Here is a 13,926-nt window from a genome sequence, read left to right on the forward strand (position 1 = left end):
ACCTTTCTCTTTATCGCGATGTGATTTTGTTCAGTACACGCCGCATCACGGTGGGTTTGGGTTGCTCAATTGCTGGTTCGGGATACGATAATTCAGGACGTTCTCCAAATGGGAAATCTTCACTTTCCGGGTAATCACAAAGCAATTTCCGGTAACCAAGCAAACCTGCATACTCAGTCTCACTCAACGGTGAAGTCCGGTAAGCTTCCTCATAGTTCTGATCTTTTTCGTACTGGTCGATGCGGTCCAACACATTGCGAAGTTGTTCATCGCGCCAGTTTTTCTCTACTGCAGCTTTATAGAGACGCTCTTTCTCGATGTCGTAGGTCCATGAATCCGAATCATAATCCCAGGAATCGAATAGATCAGGGACGCTGACTGTGTGAGTTTCAGGAACGTCCCCTAACTCGGTGATTTCATAATTCTCATCAGTACCACCCGTTTGATCCTTGGCATAAGCAATCCGTCCCCGATAATCTTTTACTTGTTGCCATTGACCATCAATCAACCGGACAACACACTCATCATTTGCTTGTGGCGGTTGTTCTAATGTACAGCCTTCCGGTAGGTCAAAATACAATTCGGCAATTGTGTGCTCATTACCTTCATGATCCCAATAGGTTGAGCCAATCTGATTGCGGTAAACTTTCCACACACCGTCCACATATAAAATAGCTTGGGAGTTCTTATCATAATCTGGAGGAGTCGCTGTAATTGCACCTTCCGGGTATATTCCGTCTGGTACACCAATCGTTAGTATTTCTCCGGTTTCTGAGTAATAAGTCCCCGACGTCATATCATCAATTTCAGCAGACCACGTCCTGCTCTCAGGATTAAAACGCGCAATTTTTCCGCCAGCAGACGGCACATAAACAATCGGAGTACAATCGGCTCCTAAGGTCGTCCCGGCAGCGACATGTTCAACACCGTTACCACACCACCATCCGTTGTTATCAATATACGATACATCGATCAATTGAGACTCAGTAAAAAACGTGCTCATTAGCCTAACCTCACAATCCAGTTGAACTTACGGTTTTTAATCGTGTTTTCTCCACTTCCGGACTCAGAAACCGTGATGCTATGACCGTGAGAACCAAGAGCAATTGTATGACTGTGATTCCCGCTCGCGGAGATAGAATTAATCATCCCATTACCAGAATTCCATCCTCCGTCACCCCCAACTGTATAGATTTTGCCGGCTCCATACCGAGTGTATCCATCAGAACCTGTAGCAGATAATGTATGTGCGTGATAACCTGCAGCAGCAGAAGCTACGTTACCCAAATTAATATCCGCCACCGTTGCATCGTGCCCATGAGATTTAACTTCATCGGCTTCATAAGCAAGAACAGCCTCATCATCTTTTTTACCAACAATGGCAAGCCCACGCATATCAGGTAAAAAACCATCGGTATATAAAGAGGCAAGTACAGGATAAGCCTCCGTATCAAACTGCTGTCCTTTCATCATCGCCCATCCATCAGGGGCTACATCTGAAGGCCACGGTAGTGGAACACCAACCGGGCACATAGTATTAGAATGCTCAGCCAGTAAAGCTTCCGCCCAGCGGTTTCCATGTGAGTGATAAACAACTAAGGCGTTCTTGCCAGCGTCATCTGCTCCAGCAATAACGGAGTAGTAACCATCAGGATGTTGGACTTTCATCCCCTGATATTCTGTTTGTTTTCCGGTTATTAAACTGGATGCAAAGTGAATAAACCCTGTCGGTACATGATCCAGTTCAGCATTATTTGAAATAACGCCTAAATCAACTGGTGTACCAAAGCTACCAAACTGTGCCAACGCTTTTTTCAACTGTTCTGGAGACAAAACACCAGAGCCCAAACCTGTCTTCACTTCATTATCTGTAGCTAAAACTACAGCGCCTTTAGCTGCTGTAGTTGCATCCGGCAGTTTCTGCTCATCCAGACCTAAGTGCCGGAGATCAGTAATACTGCTATCAGCTTCAATGTGTGCAATTTGGGTCACATAATGCTGCGTCCCTTCATCAACATAATCGGTTAATGTTGTTGAACTGACGACCAGTTTCCAGTTCGTTGCCCAACGGCTCAGAACTTGTCCCTGCCAACTAACGTCCAGATAGATCCCGGAATCTGGCTGAGCATCAGTGATTTCAGTCTGTATATCATTGACACAACGTAGACCTGCAACATAACCAGTTCCGGCTTCACAAATATACTGACTACCGGAGCGCCTCACCAGGAAGCCATCATCAAAAAACGAAGCCGGCCCAAACAGATCGAAACACGCCAAACGTAAATCGTCATCCATGCCGTACAAACGAGCCTGATAATCGATCTGCCAGCTTTCCGGTGTCACGGTAATTTTCGCTGCCCTTGCCGCACCGGAGTATTGCTGGACACAAGTACGGACACTCGACATCTCCGGCTCTTTAGTCTCCGCAATTTTATGGACCACCAGACCACAAGAGTCTGCTGTATGTTTGTCATGCAGATAAATCGCATTAAATGTAAAAGTTTCGACCTCACCGGGAATGACGACCGAATAAACCACTGAATCATCGTTCAGCTTTGCCTTCTGACTGATATCCTGACGGTACACCCAATAAGAGGGAGCAGGCAGGCCCAGATGACGATCAATCACCTGTTCCGGATCCAGATCCGGCAAATAGGCAAAGATCATCTCATTCATATCCGGAGCCAATCCATTGACCAGTCTATCTTGCAGATAGCTTTCAAACTCAAAAGGAATTGCAACTTGACTCATAATAAAACCTTTATAGTGATGCACTGTACAGTGCAAAAGTCTGATGGAACCCGTTGGTTGACAGCGTCATGGTTGACGGATAGACAATTTGAAAACGGTAACGGCGACAGGTACGCCCATACTGACGAATTAATGTCTGTACCAACCGGGTATTCATCGAAATATCACTGTCGCTTAACTGGATAAGGCAGACGTCCCATTCTGTGGGATCTTGCCGTTCCTTAAAATCCACTATACCGACACCCAGCCGGGCAAAAATGCGTTTAAACCCCGCCACACTCCCGGCATCTTTGGCATTGATCGCCGCGTATTTCACCCGTGACCGGAACAGACTCAGTGGTTCACCGGCAAAGCGCTGAATATCCCGGTCCCAGGCCAGTAAGTTGAGCAATGATTCATGACAGGTCAGTGCATCGATCTGCCGGAGCGGAAACAACAAACCAGCACGAATTTTATTCAGGAAAGCCGTCACTCCCCGGGTCAGAAAATAAGGCTCTTTGAGTGTTTCCGCAGTCGTTTCACCATCTTCCCACCACGGAATTACTATCTCTTCCATCTGAGGTGCATTTTGATCATTCATCAGCCAACTCCCCGACGGTCAGAGATCTTAAACGCGGCTGCGTATAACCACTGACGATATCTTCCTGAATCTCGCCATCAAGCGTGATGCGGACTGACTTCACGTTTACCATGTTGTTGTGAATCTCAGTTGCCATCCGGGAGATACTAAACCGGCTCTGCGGCGCTGCGCGGGTCATTTCGTCATAAGCTTTCGTTTCACGAAATGCGGCCCGAATGCGATCTTTCACTTCCTGAAGCGTTTCCGTAACCTGAGCTACGGTCAGATTTTTTGCCAGCACTACATCAGCAACCACATCGTGCCGGGTCTCCGGAATCGGTTTACAGGTCAGCACATCGCCATGACCGTGATTCCCCTGATTCATGATGTAATCGTTGAGCGTATCAATGATCGATTGCGGCGTTTCACCCACTTCGACCAGAATCAGTGCTTCTGCCGTTCCCGGCGTTATATCTCCGGTATTGCGGAAGAAAATATTGTCACTACGAATCCCGGCAATCCCGGCAATAATCGAACGATAAACATCATTAATGTGCCACTCACCGGAACCGGTAAAAGCGTTCTGAAGCCGCAGGGCAAGTTCTTCGTCCGTTTCTTCATTGGCACCCAGTTGGGTAATCCATCCGGCCTCGTTGACAACGGATACAATGCCGGGAACTTCTGTCGGCAGAATATTGAGATAGCCGGCCGGCAGGTTATAAGCAACTCCCGCACTTTCTGCTTCAACCGGGATCTGACCGGTTGTCTGTCCGGCAGGAATCACCGTATCTTCGATGACATTCACCCGATATACGACACCTTCAATCGCCAGAGTCTGTACCACCACACCAGTTTCGATAAGCACTTCATCACTGGCATTTTCTTTGGTCATCGTCAGATAGCCACGGGTTTTCACTGCTTGCTTCGGCTCAACATTCAGCTCCCACGCTTTCAGTTCCAGTGCCCAGCGTTCTGCTGTCGCCACAAACATATTTGGCATCACGTGGGTGACTAAAAGAGTTCGGGTCATCCATAACGCAGGTTTGATAACCGCTGCACGAACCCAGCGCCAGAACGGTGACATTTCTGAATCATTCGACAGTAGACTTCCGGCCGCAGAAACTTCGGTTTTCAGTTGCTCTTCTAAAGCCTGTTCGGTCAACGGTACGCCGGAATCCGACAGAATGGTTAAAAAATCAGCTTTTGGTCTGTTACTCATGTGTTCACCTCTGTATTGATCACTCCCTCGCTGTCATATGCCTGAGCAGAGAGACCTACGGCACCGGATAAATCTCCGGTCACTGTGACTGTTCCTGGAATAATCCGGGGATCGTTTTCCGCAATTTGTTCGATTTTCAGTAGCACATTGGCTCGCAGTACCGGGTTTCTTTCAGCCTGAAGCTCTCTTGCCAGACCCGATTCCATGATGGCGTGTTTGACATCCTGTGCGATGCTATATGCATCGCTACAGATGGTTGGCTGTTGCCCGGCATCAATATCCCAGCCGCCATCGACCACTTTGATATCGATATACTGTTTATCCGACATTGATTTCGTCCCATTCCGCCAGTTGATCCGGAGTTAAACCATTCGGTGCCGTGATATATATGTCACCGAAGCGTTTCACTTCACTCACCTGCTGGCCCTGATTGTTAGTCATGTTCTGCACCATGCCTGAAGGCAGAGTGTTCTGTTGCTGCTTGTAGGAAAAAACTGAATTATTCTCAGATGGACGAGCCGCACTGGATTCTGGCGTCTGGGTAACCGGATTTACCTGTTTCTGCACATTTTCAGCAGCGCGGGCTTCTGTTGACACGTTCTGTCCAGATTGTCCGGCAGTATCGCTTCCAAATGAGAGACCCAGTTTGTCTGCTACCCAGGAAATCCCGGATCCTATGGTTTTGAACATCCCGACAATCTTGTCGATATAGAACTTTATTCCATTGAAAATTTTGCCAAAAATTGCTCCAAAACTCGTTCCGGAAAGATAAGAAACAAACTGCCCCCACATTTCCCCCAACCAGCCAAACAAATGACCAATTTGCTGGAAAATTTCGATTTTCGACATAGCAGCAACAAGATCATCCCAGTACTTAATAATCAGATAAACAGCTGCGACCAATGCAACAATACCCAATACAACCCACATCACCGGACTTGCCATTACCCCCATCAGCGTCGAAACAGTGGGAATCAGGCGGCCAAAGACAGTCATGACATTTGAAACGGCACCCATAACTCCATGAAATGTTGCGATAACCTCTGAAGCTGAGCCCATCACGCTTTGGAATATCCCGGCCGAATCGGATACAAAGGTCAATGCCGTTTGCACCCCACCTAAACCACCTGAGGCGGTCTTCATCACACCATCAAGCGATGTCATAGCTGAAGCAACGAAACCAACTTCATCGGAGAGGAATGGAAATTTTTCACCTAAAGCTGTCACTTTGGCGATGCCTTCCCCCATGCCCTGAGACAGCCTGCTTCTGACATTATCGAGCGACGAAGAAACTGGCGCTAAGAATTGTTGTATCTGCCCGCCTATGCCAGATAACCCTGCTGCTCTTTGCGAAATACCGCTGAATTGCTCTTTTGCCACACTGGCGAAACCTCTGATGCCGTCGGCAGAAAACGATGTCGCCAGATTTTTCCCAATATTGATGAAATTCAGAGTCCGCTGTGACAGTGCTGAAAGCTGTGCTCTGGCAACACCAGAAAAATCTTTGGCTTTTGTTTTAGCCAGATCAAAAGTTGCAATAATACTGTCAATCCCCTGATTCAGATTGGCAGCAAATGTGTTGATTCCTCCTTCTGCATTTTTAAACGTTTGAACCAGCTGACTTCCGAGTCCGAGCGATACAATGTCGCCCGATGTTTCAGTAATATGCTCAAGAATGCTACTGACCTCTTCCAGAGAATCAATGCCTCCTAAGTCCCAATCCATAGTCAGTACAGGTTCAAGCGTCTGTTCCAGTTCAGTAAACGTCTGTATGACACCAGAGGCACTGGATTCTACCTTGTCAAAATCGCTACTGGCGGTTTGTACAATCTGATTGATTTGGTTGACGAGACCGGATAAGGGTTGAGTCACCTGATCAATCAGATTAATTTCTATTAAGACTGAATCGTTCATCGGTGATTAAATAACCTCGCAACTGCACTCATAACCGCGATTTCCATGCGCTCCTTCTCGTGTTGATCGAGCCAGAGCGCCCTTGCTAAATCTTGCGGTTCATCCTCTCCATCAGGAAAGTAATGTCGCCGCAGGGTGAGCGCTTGTTCCAACCCATTGGTTTCAATGCGCTTCACCCTCTCCGTTAGTTTTTTAGGGTAATTGAAATCCCGCCTTTGGAAGATTCATGAACCAGACCAAAGACTTCCATCACCAAGCCGGGAACTGTATTCATCAGCTCGACCAGTTCGTCCTTCTGTGCTACATCAACCGTCCGCTCAAGATAAGTACGTGCCGGTTCAACTTTGCTGTCCATCGACACATGGTTGGTGTAGTTGTTGGCATCATTGACTGTTGGTTTAAAAGTGAAGTCGGTTTCACCAATCGAGACAACAACAGGTTTGATTGTAAAAGCAGCTTTAGACATATATTTCTCTCTTCATATGGTGCCATCAAGACACGTATAAAATCGGTTAAAAATGGGGTACAACCGTCAATTCAGGCCGCAGAAATCCCTCAGGGCTGACCCTGATACAGTGGTTTCTCGATGATTTTCTCAGCCTCGGTAACTGCGAACCTGACCGTGGTGGTCGTTCCCCGTTGTTTGCATTCCGGTTTAAAAAACCGTGTTTAAAGCATCTCTGATTTTTATATTCCCTCAGGCAAACATGCCATAAGTTTCAATTCAATTATTCAGTATTAGCCGATCAGATTACGGGTATCTGCCTGAGACAGATAAGGTACGCCGTTGATCTTCACAAAGTTCGGGCTGGTTACAAATCCGGTCAGTTTGCGGGTTGATTTGTCGGCACTTTCTGAATCAATGTTCAGCAGATCTGACACCAGGAATTTCACACCATACAGTTCGATCTTGTCTTCATCTTCACCGTTATGGGCATAAAACTGGATATCCTGCAGAGGAATATCACGATAGCTTCCTGCACTTTTTGCTGCGGCATGTACTTTCTGGAACTGTTTCAGATCCATTTCGATTTCAACATCACAGCTCACCTTACCGTCGGTATAGCCATCTGTCACACCGCGGGTAAATGCAACGGCCGACTCATCACTGATAGTCGCTGTCGCACTTTTAACGTGGACATACACTCCAAATAGTGTCGTATCAAAGCTACGACCGGAAAAACGGGCACTCATGCTTCATCTCCTTGGCTGATATAGATTGCAACAGTAATTTTGACTGGGCACTCATATGGCTGAACCGCCATATAAATTTCAACTTCAGTGCTGTTGACCCATTTGATTTGAATGTCATCTTCTTCCGGCGGATAGATTTCACCCGGATTGCCGGTCAGTGCCATTTCACGCAGATCCTGCGTCATAAAGAGTTTCGCCTGAGCTTCACTTTGTGGTGTCGAGTTGAATGTACGATCAGCAATCCGGGCAATGGCACGGATACGAACCTTACGGGCCGCTTTCATTGCAACACGGATATGACGGATATCCTGAAAATCACCGCCTTCGACATCCAGTGTACGGCCGGTTGTCCAGTACTGACCATCGTAGTCCGGATACCACATCGGGCACGCAATACGATTTGACTCCAGTGTTTTCAGCACAGACAGCTCTAATGCTTTGCCATCTTTGTCAGTCAGAAAATCAGTCGAACCTACAACACTACCGGTTTTCACCCGGGCCGGAGAATCAGCAATTGACGCATCAACCTGATTTGCCAGACGACCGCAGTATTTACCTAATGTTGAACCGTCAGCATGAACCAGAGGAACAACCGTGATGTACTGACTGGCAACGCCATCAACAATCGCGACTGATTTTGCTAACCAGGCTTCCCAGGTTTCACCATTCGCCACATCCGAGTTATCAACTTTCGGCAGGCAGCAAACCGCAAAAGTTTCCCGGCCAAGTGCATTTTTCAGCTCAGTACGCATTGCCACAGCATTCTCAAGCAAGGTTTTATCTGTTGCTGGGAAATCAAGCACAAATGCTTCGAAACTTGCCGTTTCATTGGCTTTACGAACCGCATCCTGCCAGTTGTCGGCTTCATCGAGCACCATAACTCCGGCAGTCCATTCGCTACCACCGTTCAGTTGTGCAGCCATCACGGTGGTCAGCAGAGATTCTCCGGCTGAAGACAAAGCTTCTTCCAGATCTGTCGAGGCATCAACAACCGTTAACTCACGTTCTGCACCGGAAACAGTACCGTATCCGACAAACAGAAAATGATATTCCACCCCGGCAATGGGGCCATTCATCATGTTTTTAATATTGATAATAACGCTGGGCCACGCCATGTTATCTGCTCCTATTTAATGTGATCATCCGATTGTTCTTTCTTGCTTGTCATTTCATCAACTTACGTCACTTAATCGACTTACAAGGCCAGACAACCGTTCTGTGTGATTAAATCCCGACCGGAATTCAATCGCCTTTGGTTCAGAGTGAATCAGAAATAATGTTCTGCAATCCCCGGGTCGCTTAACGCCGACCCGTAGTGAAATTACCCAATGTTTCCGCCACCCAGATTTCATATGCGTCGATGCGCCACTGTTTACCACGCCAGTAAACCGGCCCGGCAGCGTCTTCTGTTACACTGACCGGCTCTTCAAACTCAATATCGATAGCAATAGTTGAATAGCTATCATCAACCGTCGTCATTTCAATCACCGGATTTTCCAACACCTCCGCCGCTTCCCGGTCAGGATCCTGATCCATCAGCCATGCGCCGACATTGGCAAAAAGAACCGCCGGACTATAAGCGAGATGCGGAAAGTTATTGAACGTCAGACGAGCGTGATAGCGCATCCTCATCAACTCACAACCGTTGCCCAGAAATTTACTGTCCAGACCCAGAGAAATATTCTGCATCTGGGCCGTCAGGGTCTGTGCAATTTCATCTCCGACACAGTTTTCAATGAATGCTTTGAGTTTTCTGAGCTTGTCACCCGCTTCATACTGAGCCATGAAACTTTCACCTTACTATGCGTTGGTTTTTCAGAAACGGAACTATCTTTCCTCGCAATTTTTCTATAAATATCAAAGCATTTGATACTAACAATTCCGTTTTATTTCCCCGAATTGTCCGGGTTGAGATAAGAATACCCGGTCTGAAAAAAAGGTTCATTATGTTGAATTCGGCCTGATTCGGATATCGTGCAAAACGGAACAGACTGGAATTAATCAGGATAAATCAGTGAGAAAATACTTCTTTTTTTCCGGTATTTTGTTCATACCAGAAAAATTCAGAGCGTGGCTTACAGCACAACTCAGGAAAGAGCCCGGCCACGAAAAACACACATTACAGACCACTCCGGCAATGAACCGTATTTGTTCGCACACCATGGTAAGTTTTTTTACATTTCTCTATCTGTATGCCATCGCTTTTGTTATAATGAACTCAATTATTCATCAGAGGGAAAGGTATAAATATGAGAGTGTTATGCCCTGAGTGTGGCCAGAAAAGCCGGATCCAGAAATCAAACCGGATTACTAACAGCCATGCCGATTTATACTGCAGTTGCAGTGATCCCGAGTGTGGTCATACATTTGTGATGAATCTGTCTTACAGCCACACCTTAAGCCCTTCCGCCAAGGCCGCGAACCAGCTGGTCTGCAATCTGATCAAGTCTCTTCCCCCCGAAAGCAGAGCCACTCTGCAACAAGAATTATCTTTAATCTAATCTGTTTCTCTCCCTTTTAGTCAGCCGTTTTTATCATTCTTTTTCTGAACCGGCTGACTAATCTTTTTCCCCAGTCTTTATTGGTCATATTTACCAGATAAATGTAAATTATCTTTCATTACGACATGCAATAAAGTGTCCATCATAAGTTCTGGCATAAAAAAATCTTTCTGTTTTCTCCCCCAACTCAGGATAGACAGAAAGATTTCATCATTGATTTGCGGATTGGGTTACTCACCCTGATCGGCTTGCTCAGAATGTAAACGGGTGGGATTTCAGGGGGTGGCTTTTGATGTCCGCCATTGCAGATAATCATCCGCCCGGGCAGCACACTGACTCAGAGCAGACTTCAGCCGGGGAATATCTTCCGTAACAATTTCCGGCCACGTACCGCTGATACTGGGTTTGTAACAGGGAATAATCATTCCTTCCGGTGGCAGAATATACTGGACCTGAATCACTGGCTGCGGTTCAGTATGACTCACGCAGCCGCTCAGTAACGGAAACAGGGACAACACAAGTATGGCCGGATATTTCCTGTTGAAGCGTTTGAATTTCATGGCGTAGTTTTTCCTCGTTATCAGCACTTGTCCTAGCTCTCCTGATCAGGATCTGGTTCATCTGTTCCCGCTCCTGAGAAACCTGATCAAGCACATTTTTCTGCATCATAATTTGTACACTGGACTGAGACACCTGTGCGGTTAGTTTTTCATTCTCGGTAACCAACCATTTGATTCTGAGAATCACACCGGCAACCAGGCATCCAAACAGTATCAAAATGCCAAGTCTTACATATCCTTTAAAGGCCATACATCACCTCAGCATCTGAAGGGGCATGCCCCAGTTTGATTAATGCATCCCTGACAGAAATCTGTCCCTGACAAAGCCGGGTTTCAATCTCTCTGCGGGTGACAATTCCCCGGCAATGATTCTGTTCCGCCCGGCAGTCTTTACCATTCAGAAATACCCACCGGTTAAACTCAAGACAAGCCCCTTCAATATCCTGCTGCTTCAGTTTGCGATAGAGTGTCGAACGGCGTAGTGCGTTCGTTCCCAGGTTATAGCTGAAATCAAGTGCGGCAATGTGAACGTTTGGTGGTAATTGATAATGCAGATTCTCCAGTGGCTGGTTGTGATAATTCAGAGAACTGGCAAGCATCATGGCACACTGTTCATCGCTATAGGACATATCCTGACGAACACCTGCCGTTTCTCCGAAACAGACCGTCCACACGCCTCCCGGATCCTGATAAGCCGTATTTCGCTGGCCTTCCAGTGTTCCGGTGATGGCTACGGCACCAAAAAGTACCGTACCAATCAGTCGGTTATATTTCATGCTGACCTCTATCTTTACCTTTGTGACTGAAACAGAAACAAACGCACCAATGTAATACCAATGCCGATCACGGATAATGTAGTCCCAATGAGGAAAGCGATGTCTGAACCGTACCAGACAAAATTTCCTGCCAGAATGTCATGTAAACTTGAATTCATCATCGACTGATAATTCTCTGCACCCTGGGCGACACTGACACCAACCCCCGTACCACTTCCAACAGCAATTGACATCGTTGCTTTTTCAGAAATAACAGCTCCCCCCTGTCCGGTTTTAAAAGAAAAAAGACTCATCGTTTTGTATCTCCTGTCAGACAGAAATGATGATTTATATCGAAGCTGAATGAACTGAAATGAACCCAGGCAGATTGCTTTTCGAACATTCATGCATCCTCATGAATCTGTAACTTGCTCATATCCCGATCCCAATGTTTAAACAGATGTTTGCCGGGATGTTTGCCTTTATCACAGCGGTAGTCGTGTTCCAGCCATGCCTGACAAATGGCATCAGTCGGAGCAAACTGATAATGATACATCCGTGTTTTAAACCGGGCCGCGATTACAGACAGTCCGGTCGCATGCTTAGCAGAAATACCTTTCTGTACCATATTGGTTACCGTGCTGTATTTCACTCCCAGATAGTTGGCAATATACTCATAAGCCTTACATTTGTTCATCGGCATCCGCCGGACCAAAGCCGAAAAGGCATGATTCATCAGTTCCTTACGCATGGCATTGATTTCTACTGTGGTAAATTCCATGATTTATTTCCCCATTTTATTAGTCTTATATCGCTGCCCTAGCTCAGCGACACGCTTAAAGATGCCGGTTAAAGTGCTCGGATCCGGAACTCCCCGCTCACAACGCAACCGATCGAACTCGGTAGTTACGGCACGTGGCGACAATCGGGCGGATTCCGGCGGTAACATACCGTTACGTTCACGCTGTAACCATTTGTTATATGTACGTTCAAAGAGACTCCTGGCTTTTTCTTTATCCAGCTTGCGAGCATCAAATTCACACTCATTGCGCACAAGCTCCTCCAGACGACTGAGTGACGCGCTCCGGTCCATCATGCGTTGCCAGGCTGCCAGCCACTCTCCGTCATCAAGACACCAGGCACAGAATTTTCCCGGCCCTGGAATAAAGTCTGACGGATTTGCCCGGGCCATTCTCAGACCCCTTTGAACCAATGCCATAGTATTTACACCCTGCTCCATCATGGCTTTAACGTAATTCAGCTTCAGGGTTTCATACTCCTGTTCACTTCGGATAGAAGAGCGCCATGCCGGATGAATTCCCCGTAATTCACGCAAAATCATATTGACGATCTGTGCGGCAAAAGTATCGGGAGCCTGCTGCTCTCCGGAAGTTTCACTACCAGCCGACAAGACATTCAGTTCATTACGTATTGCTTCATAGGTTATTGGTTTCATTAAGAATTCCCTCACCAGTGTTATGAATCAGTTATATTGTTCTGAAGACTGATGTAACGCATGGATCCAGCGAGTGTCCTCATCATCAGGCTCCCAGTGCCGGGACGGCCGACCCACAGCAACAGCAACAGCAGTGGTACCATTCTCCCGGACATACCGGGCCTGCGAGAGATAGCCTGGAAACTTATTGATATTGAAAAGTGTGGCTGGACGCAGATACTGACGCATCCGGGCATCATCTCCCCATTCCTGAACCTTGTGATCAATCACGGCCATCAGATCCTGGACTGAAAAACCATCCTGCATGCGGGCTATGATCAAACCAGCCGTCTGACCTTTAGGCTGAAAGCGCGTCTGTGCAGCATTATTCAGATGAAAAACAACATCTTGCATATCATTTGCTTGCTGTAGCTTCTCTGAAACTGAGTCGTTACCTTCTGACTGCTGCGCAAGGATCAATAATTGATCCTTCCGTTTTTGTTTTGGATCAGTCTTTACTTGTGTCGGCTGAGCCGGATCTGGTTGAGCCAGATCTGGCTTATCCGTTTCAGAACAAGAGACTGAACGAACAGCCAAATCCGGATTCACCGTTTTTGGTTCATCAAAAACAATATATTCAATCTCTCCGCTGGCACGCTTCTGTGTAGTCACATAACCGACCTGCCGCAGCTCTTTCAGAATGGCATATACGCCATCCCGGCCAGTTTTCTTTGCTGCTCCCTGAGTGACATTGGCTAACTGAGCAGGACTGACCTGCCAGTGATCCGGTTTTGACAACAGATAAGTCAGCATCCCCATCGCCTGAAAAGATAAATGCCCTTCCTGAAAAATATGATTTCCGACCAACGTAAAACACTGATCCCGTTTGGCCCGTCTAATGCTCATTCATACACCTTTTAAAAGCCGAAATATCACGTCTTGCCATACTAAAAACCCGGAAAAGATCTAATGTCTCATCATGATTTTGATAGCAATGGTAAGAAAACTTTCATTGAATGTAAATATAATGACGTAATG

19 protein-coding genes are annotated in these 13,926 nt (G+C 46.7%); 1 reads left to right on the forward strand and 18 read right to left on the reverse strand.

Annotation, left to right across the window (positions count from 1 at the left end; all coding sequences use genetic code 11):
• Nucleotides 1–10: 10 nt before the first annotated feature.
• The 11 genes from OCU74_RS19395 to OCU74_RS19440 all read right to left on the reverse strand — a co-directional run bounded on the left by OCU74_RS19395 (nt 11) and on the right by OCU74_RS19440 (nt 9,422).
• Nucleotides 11–1,003: a hypothetical protein gene (locus OCU74_RS19395; RefSeq protein WP_087482081.1), complete on the reverse strand. Its 993-nt coding sequence runs from the start codon at nt 1,001–1,003 to the stop codon at nt 11–13.
• Complete coding sequence (locus OCU74_RS19400) at nt 1,003–2,751, reverse strand: tail fiber protein (protein WP_087482082.1); 1,749 nt, start codon at nt 2,749–2,751, stop codon at nt 1,003–1,005. The genes OCU74_RS19395 and OCU74_RS19400 overlap by 1 nt, the downstream gene beginning before the upstream one ends.
• A gap of 10 nt (nt 2,752–2,761) precedes the next feature.
• The gene (locus OCU74_RS19405) at nt 2,762–3,331 is read right to left on the reverse strand and encodes a phage tail protein (RefSeq protein WP_087482083.1); all 570 of its coding nucleotides are present in this window, start codon (nt 3,329–3,331) and stop codon (nt 2,762–2,764) included.
• Nucleotides 3,324–4,529 (reverse strand): baseplate J/gp47 family protein, encoded by a 1,206-nt coding sequence (locus OCU74_RS19410; protein WP_087482084.1) that lies wholly within the window; start codon nt 4,527–4,529, stop codon nt 3,324–3,326. The genes OCU74_RS19405 and OCU74_RS19410 overlap by 8 nt, the downstream gene beginning before the upstream one ends.
• On the reverse strand, nt 4,526–4,858 hold the full coding sequence (locus OCU74_RS19415; RefSeq protein ID WP_087482085.1) for a DUF2590 family protein: 333 nt from the start codon (nt 4,856–4,858) through the stop codon (nt 4,526–4,528). The genes OCU74_RS19410 and OCU74_RS19415 overlap by 4 nt, the downstream gene beginning before the upstream one ends.
• Complete coding sequence (locus OCU74_RS19420; protein ID WP_087482086.1) at nt 4,848–6,443, reverse strand: phage tail tape measure protein; 1,596 nt, start codon at nt 6,441–6,443, stop codon at nt 4,848–4,850. The genes OCU74_RS19415 and OCU74_RS19420 overlap by 11 nt, the downstream gene beginning before the upstream one ends.
• A complete protein-coding gene (locus OCU74_RS22125) occupies nt 6,440–6,619 on the reverse strand; it encodes a DUF6890 family protein (RefSeq protein WP_087482087.1) in 180 nt (59 codons plus the stop codon). Before OCU74_RS22125 ends, OCU74_RS19420 begins: the two co-directional genes overlap by 4 nt.
• An 8-nt stretch (nt 6,620–6,627) precedes the next feature.
• On the reverse strand, nt 6,628–6,909 hold the full coding sequence (locus OCU74_RS19425; protein ID WP_087482088.1) for a putative phage tail assembly chaperone: 282 nt from the start codon (nt 6,907–6,909) through the stop codon (nt 6,628–6,630).
• Between the two features lie 272 nt (nt 6,910–7,181).
• Nucleotides 7,182–7,637 carry a phage protein gene (locus tag OCU74_RS19430; protein ID WP_087482089.1) on the reverse strand — a complete coding sequence of 152 codons (456 nt, stop codon included), beginning with the start codon at nt 7,635–7,637 and terminating at the stop codon, nt 7,182–7,184.
• On the reverse strand, nt 7,634–8,752 hold the full coding sequence (locus OCU74_RS19435) for a DUF2586 domain-containing protein (protein ID WP_087482090.1): 1,119 nt from the start codon (nt 8,750–8,752) through the stop codon (nt 7,634–7,636). The genes OCU74_RS19430 and OCU74_RS19435 overlap by 4 nt, the downstream gene beginning before the upstream one ends.
• A gap of 184 nt (nt 8,753–8,936) precedes the next feature.
• Nucleotides 8,937–9,422 (reverse strand): phage tail protein, encoded by a 486-nt coding sequence (locus tag OCU74_RS19440; protein WP_087482091.1) that lies wholly within the window; start codon nt 9,420–9,422, stop codon nt 8,937–8,939.
• 464 nt (nt 9,423–9,886) lie between these two features.
• Between OCU74_RS19440 and OCU74_RS19445 the strand changes: the two genes are divergently transcribed.
• Nucleotides 9,887–10,138 (forward strand): ogr/Delta-like zinc finger family protein, encoded by a 252-nt coding sequence (locus OCU74_RS19445; protein WP_087482092.1) that lies wholly within the window; start codon nt 9,887–9,889, stop codon nt 10,136–10,138.
• 275 nt (nt 10,139–10,413) lie between these two features.
• On the opposite strand, the gene lysC is transcribed toward OCU74_RS19445, so the two are convergent.
• From lysC to OCU74_RS19480, 7 genes are all read right to left on the reverse strand, one after another.
• A complete protein-coding gene (gene lysC / locus OCU74_RS19450) occupies nt 10,414–10,623 on the reverse strand; it encodes an Rz1-like lysis system protein LysC (protein WP_200807774.1) in 210 nt (69 codons plus the stop codon).
• Nucleotides 10,610–10,948, reverse strand: coding sequence for a hypothetical protein (locus tag OCU74_RS19455; protein WP_087482093.1), 339 nt, complete (start codon nt 10,946–10,948; stop codon nt 10,610–10,612). Before OCU74_RS19455 ends, lysC begins: the two co-directional genes overlap by 14 nt.
• Nucleotides 10,938–11,474, reverse strand: a complete 537-nt coding sequence (locus tag OCU74_RS19460) for a lysozyme (RefSeq protein ID WP_087482094.1) — start codon at nt 11,472–11,474, stop codon at nt 10,938–10,940. Before OCU74_RS19460 ends, OCU74_RS19455 begins: the two co-directional genes overlap by 11 nt.
• Before the next feature lie 14 nt (nt 11,475–11,488).
• Nucleotides 11,489–11,767, reverse strand: coding sequence for a hypothetical protein (locus OCU74_RS19465; protein ID WP_072959891.1), 279 nt, complete (start codon nt 11,765–11,767; stop codon nt 11,489–11,491).
• Nucleotides 11,768–11,856: 89 nt separating this feature from the next.
• Complete coding sequence (locus tag OCU74_RS19470) at nt 11,857–12,234, reverse strand: hypothetical protein (protein WP_087482096.1); 378 nt, start codon at nt 12,232–12,234, stop codon at nt 11,857–11,859.
• Nucleotides 12,235–12,237: 3 nt separating this feature from the next.
• Complete coding sequence (locus OCU74_RS19475; protein WP_087482097.1) at nt 12,238–12,909, reverse strand: replication protein P; 672 nt, start codon at nt 12,907–12,909, stop codon at nt 12,238–12,240.
• Between the two features lie 27 nt (nt 12,910–12,936).
• Nucleotides 12,937–13,794, reverse strand: a complete 858-nt coding sequence (locus OCU74_RS19480) for a conserved phage C-terminal domain-containing protein (protein ID WP_087482098.1) — start codon at nt 13,792–13,794, stop codon at nt 12,937–12,939.
• Nucleotides 13,795–13,926 lie beyond the last annotated feature (132 nt).

The sequence above is a fragment of the Vibrio mangrovi genome (assembly GCF_024346955.1).
Taxonomy (GTDB): Bacteria; Pseudomonadota; Gammaproteobacteria; order Enterobacterales; family Vibrionaceae; genus Vibrio; species Vibrio mangrovi.

Excerpts from the sequence above, each read along its gene's own strand:
- OCU74_RS19470 (WP_087482096.1), bottom strand. The coding sequence starts at position 12,234 with ATGGAATTTACCACAGTAGAAATCAATGCCATGCGTAAGGAACTGATG.
- OCU74_RS19395 (WP_087482081.1), bottom strand. The coding sequence starts at position 1,003 with ATGAGCACGTTTTTTACTGAGTCTCAATTGATCGATGTATCGTATATT.
- OCU74_RS19405 (WP_087482083.1), bottom strand. The coding sequence starts at position 3,331 with ATGAATGATCAAAATGCACCTCAGATGGAAGAGATAGTAATTCCGTGG.
- OCU74_RS19425 (WP_087482088.1), bottom strand. The coding sequence starts at position 6,909 with ATGTCTAAAGCTGCTTTTACAATCAAACCTGTTGTTGTCTCGATTGGT.
- OCU74_RS19430 (WP_087482089.1), bottom strand. The coding sequence starts at position 7,637 with ATGAGTGCCCGTTTTTCCGGTCGTAGCTTTGATACGACACTATTTGGA.
- OCU74_RS19455 (WP_087482093.1), bottom strand. The coding sequence starts at position 10,948 with ATGGCCTTTAAAGGATATGTAAGACTTGGCATTTTGATACTGTTTGGA.
- OCU74_RS19420 (WP_087482086.1), bottom strand. The coding sequence starts at position 6,443 with ATGAACGATTCAGTCTTAATAGAAATTAATCTGATTGATCAGGTGACT.
- OCU74_RS19480 (WP_087482098.1), bottom strand. The coding sequence starts at position 13,794 with ATGAGCATTAGACGGGCCAAACGGGATCAGTGTTTTACGTTGGTCGGA.
- OCU74_RS19475 (WP_087482097.1), bottom strand. The coding sequence starts at position 12,909 with ATGAAACCAATAACCTATGAAGCAATACGTAATGAACTGAATGTCTTG.
- OCU74_RS19465 (WP_072959891.1), bottom strand. The coding sequence starts at position 11,767 with ATGAGTCTTTTTTCTTTTAAAACCGGACAGGGGGGAGCTGTTATTTCT.
- OCU74_RS19445 (WP_087482092.1), top strand. The coding sequence starts at position 9,887 with ATGAGAGTGTTATGCCCTGAGTGTGGCCAGAAAAGCCGGATCCAGAAA.
- OCU74_RS19410 (WP_087482084.1), bottom strand. The coding sequence starts at position 4,529 with ATGAGTAACAGACCAAAAGCTGATTTTTTAACCATTCTGTCGGATTCC.
- OCU74_RS19460 (WP_087482094.1), bottom strand. The coding sequence starts at position 11,474 with ATGAAATATAACCGACTGATTGGTACGGTACTTTTTGGTGCCGTAGCC.
- OCU74_RS19435 (WP_087482090.1), bottom strand. The coding sequence starts at position 8,752 with ATGGCGTGGCCCAGCGTTATTATCAATATTAAAAACATGATGAATGGC.
- OCU74_RS19415 (WP_087482085.1), bottom strand. The coding sequence starts at position 4,858 with ATGTCGGATAAACAGTATATCGATATCAAAGTGGTCGATGGCGGCTGG.
- OCU74_RS19400 (WP_087482082.1), bottom strand. The coding sequence starts at position 2,751 with ATGAGTCAAGTTGCAATTCCTTTTGAGTTTGAAAGCTATCTGCAAGAT.
- OCU74_RS19440 (WP_087482091.1), bottom strand. The coding sequence starts at position 9,422 with ATGGCTCAGTATGAAGCGGGTGACAAGCTCAGAAAACTCAAAGCATTC.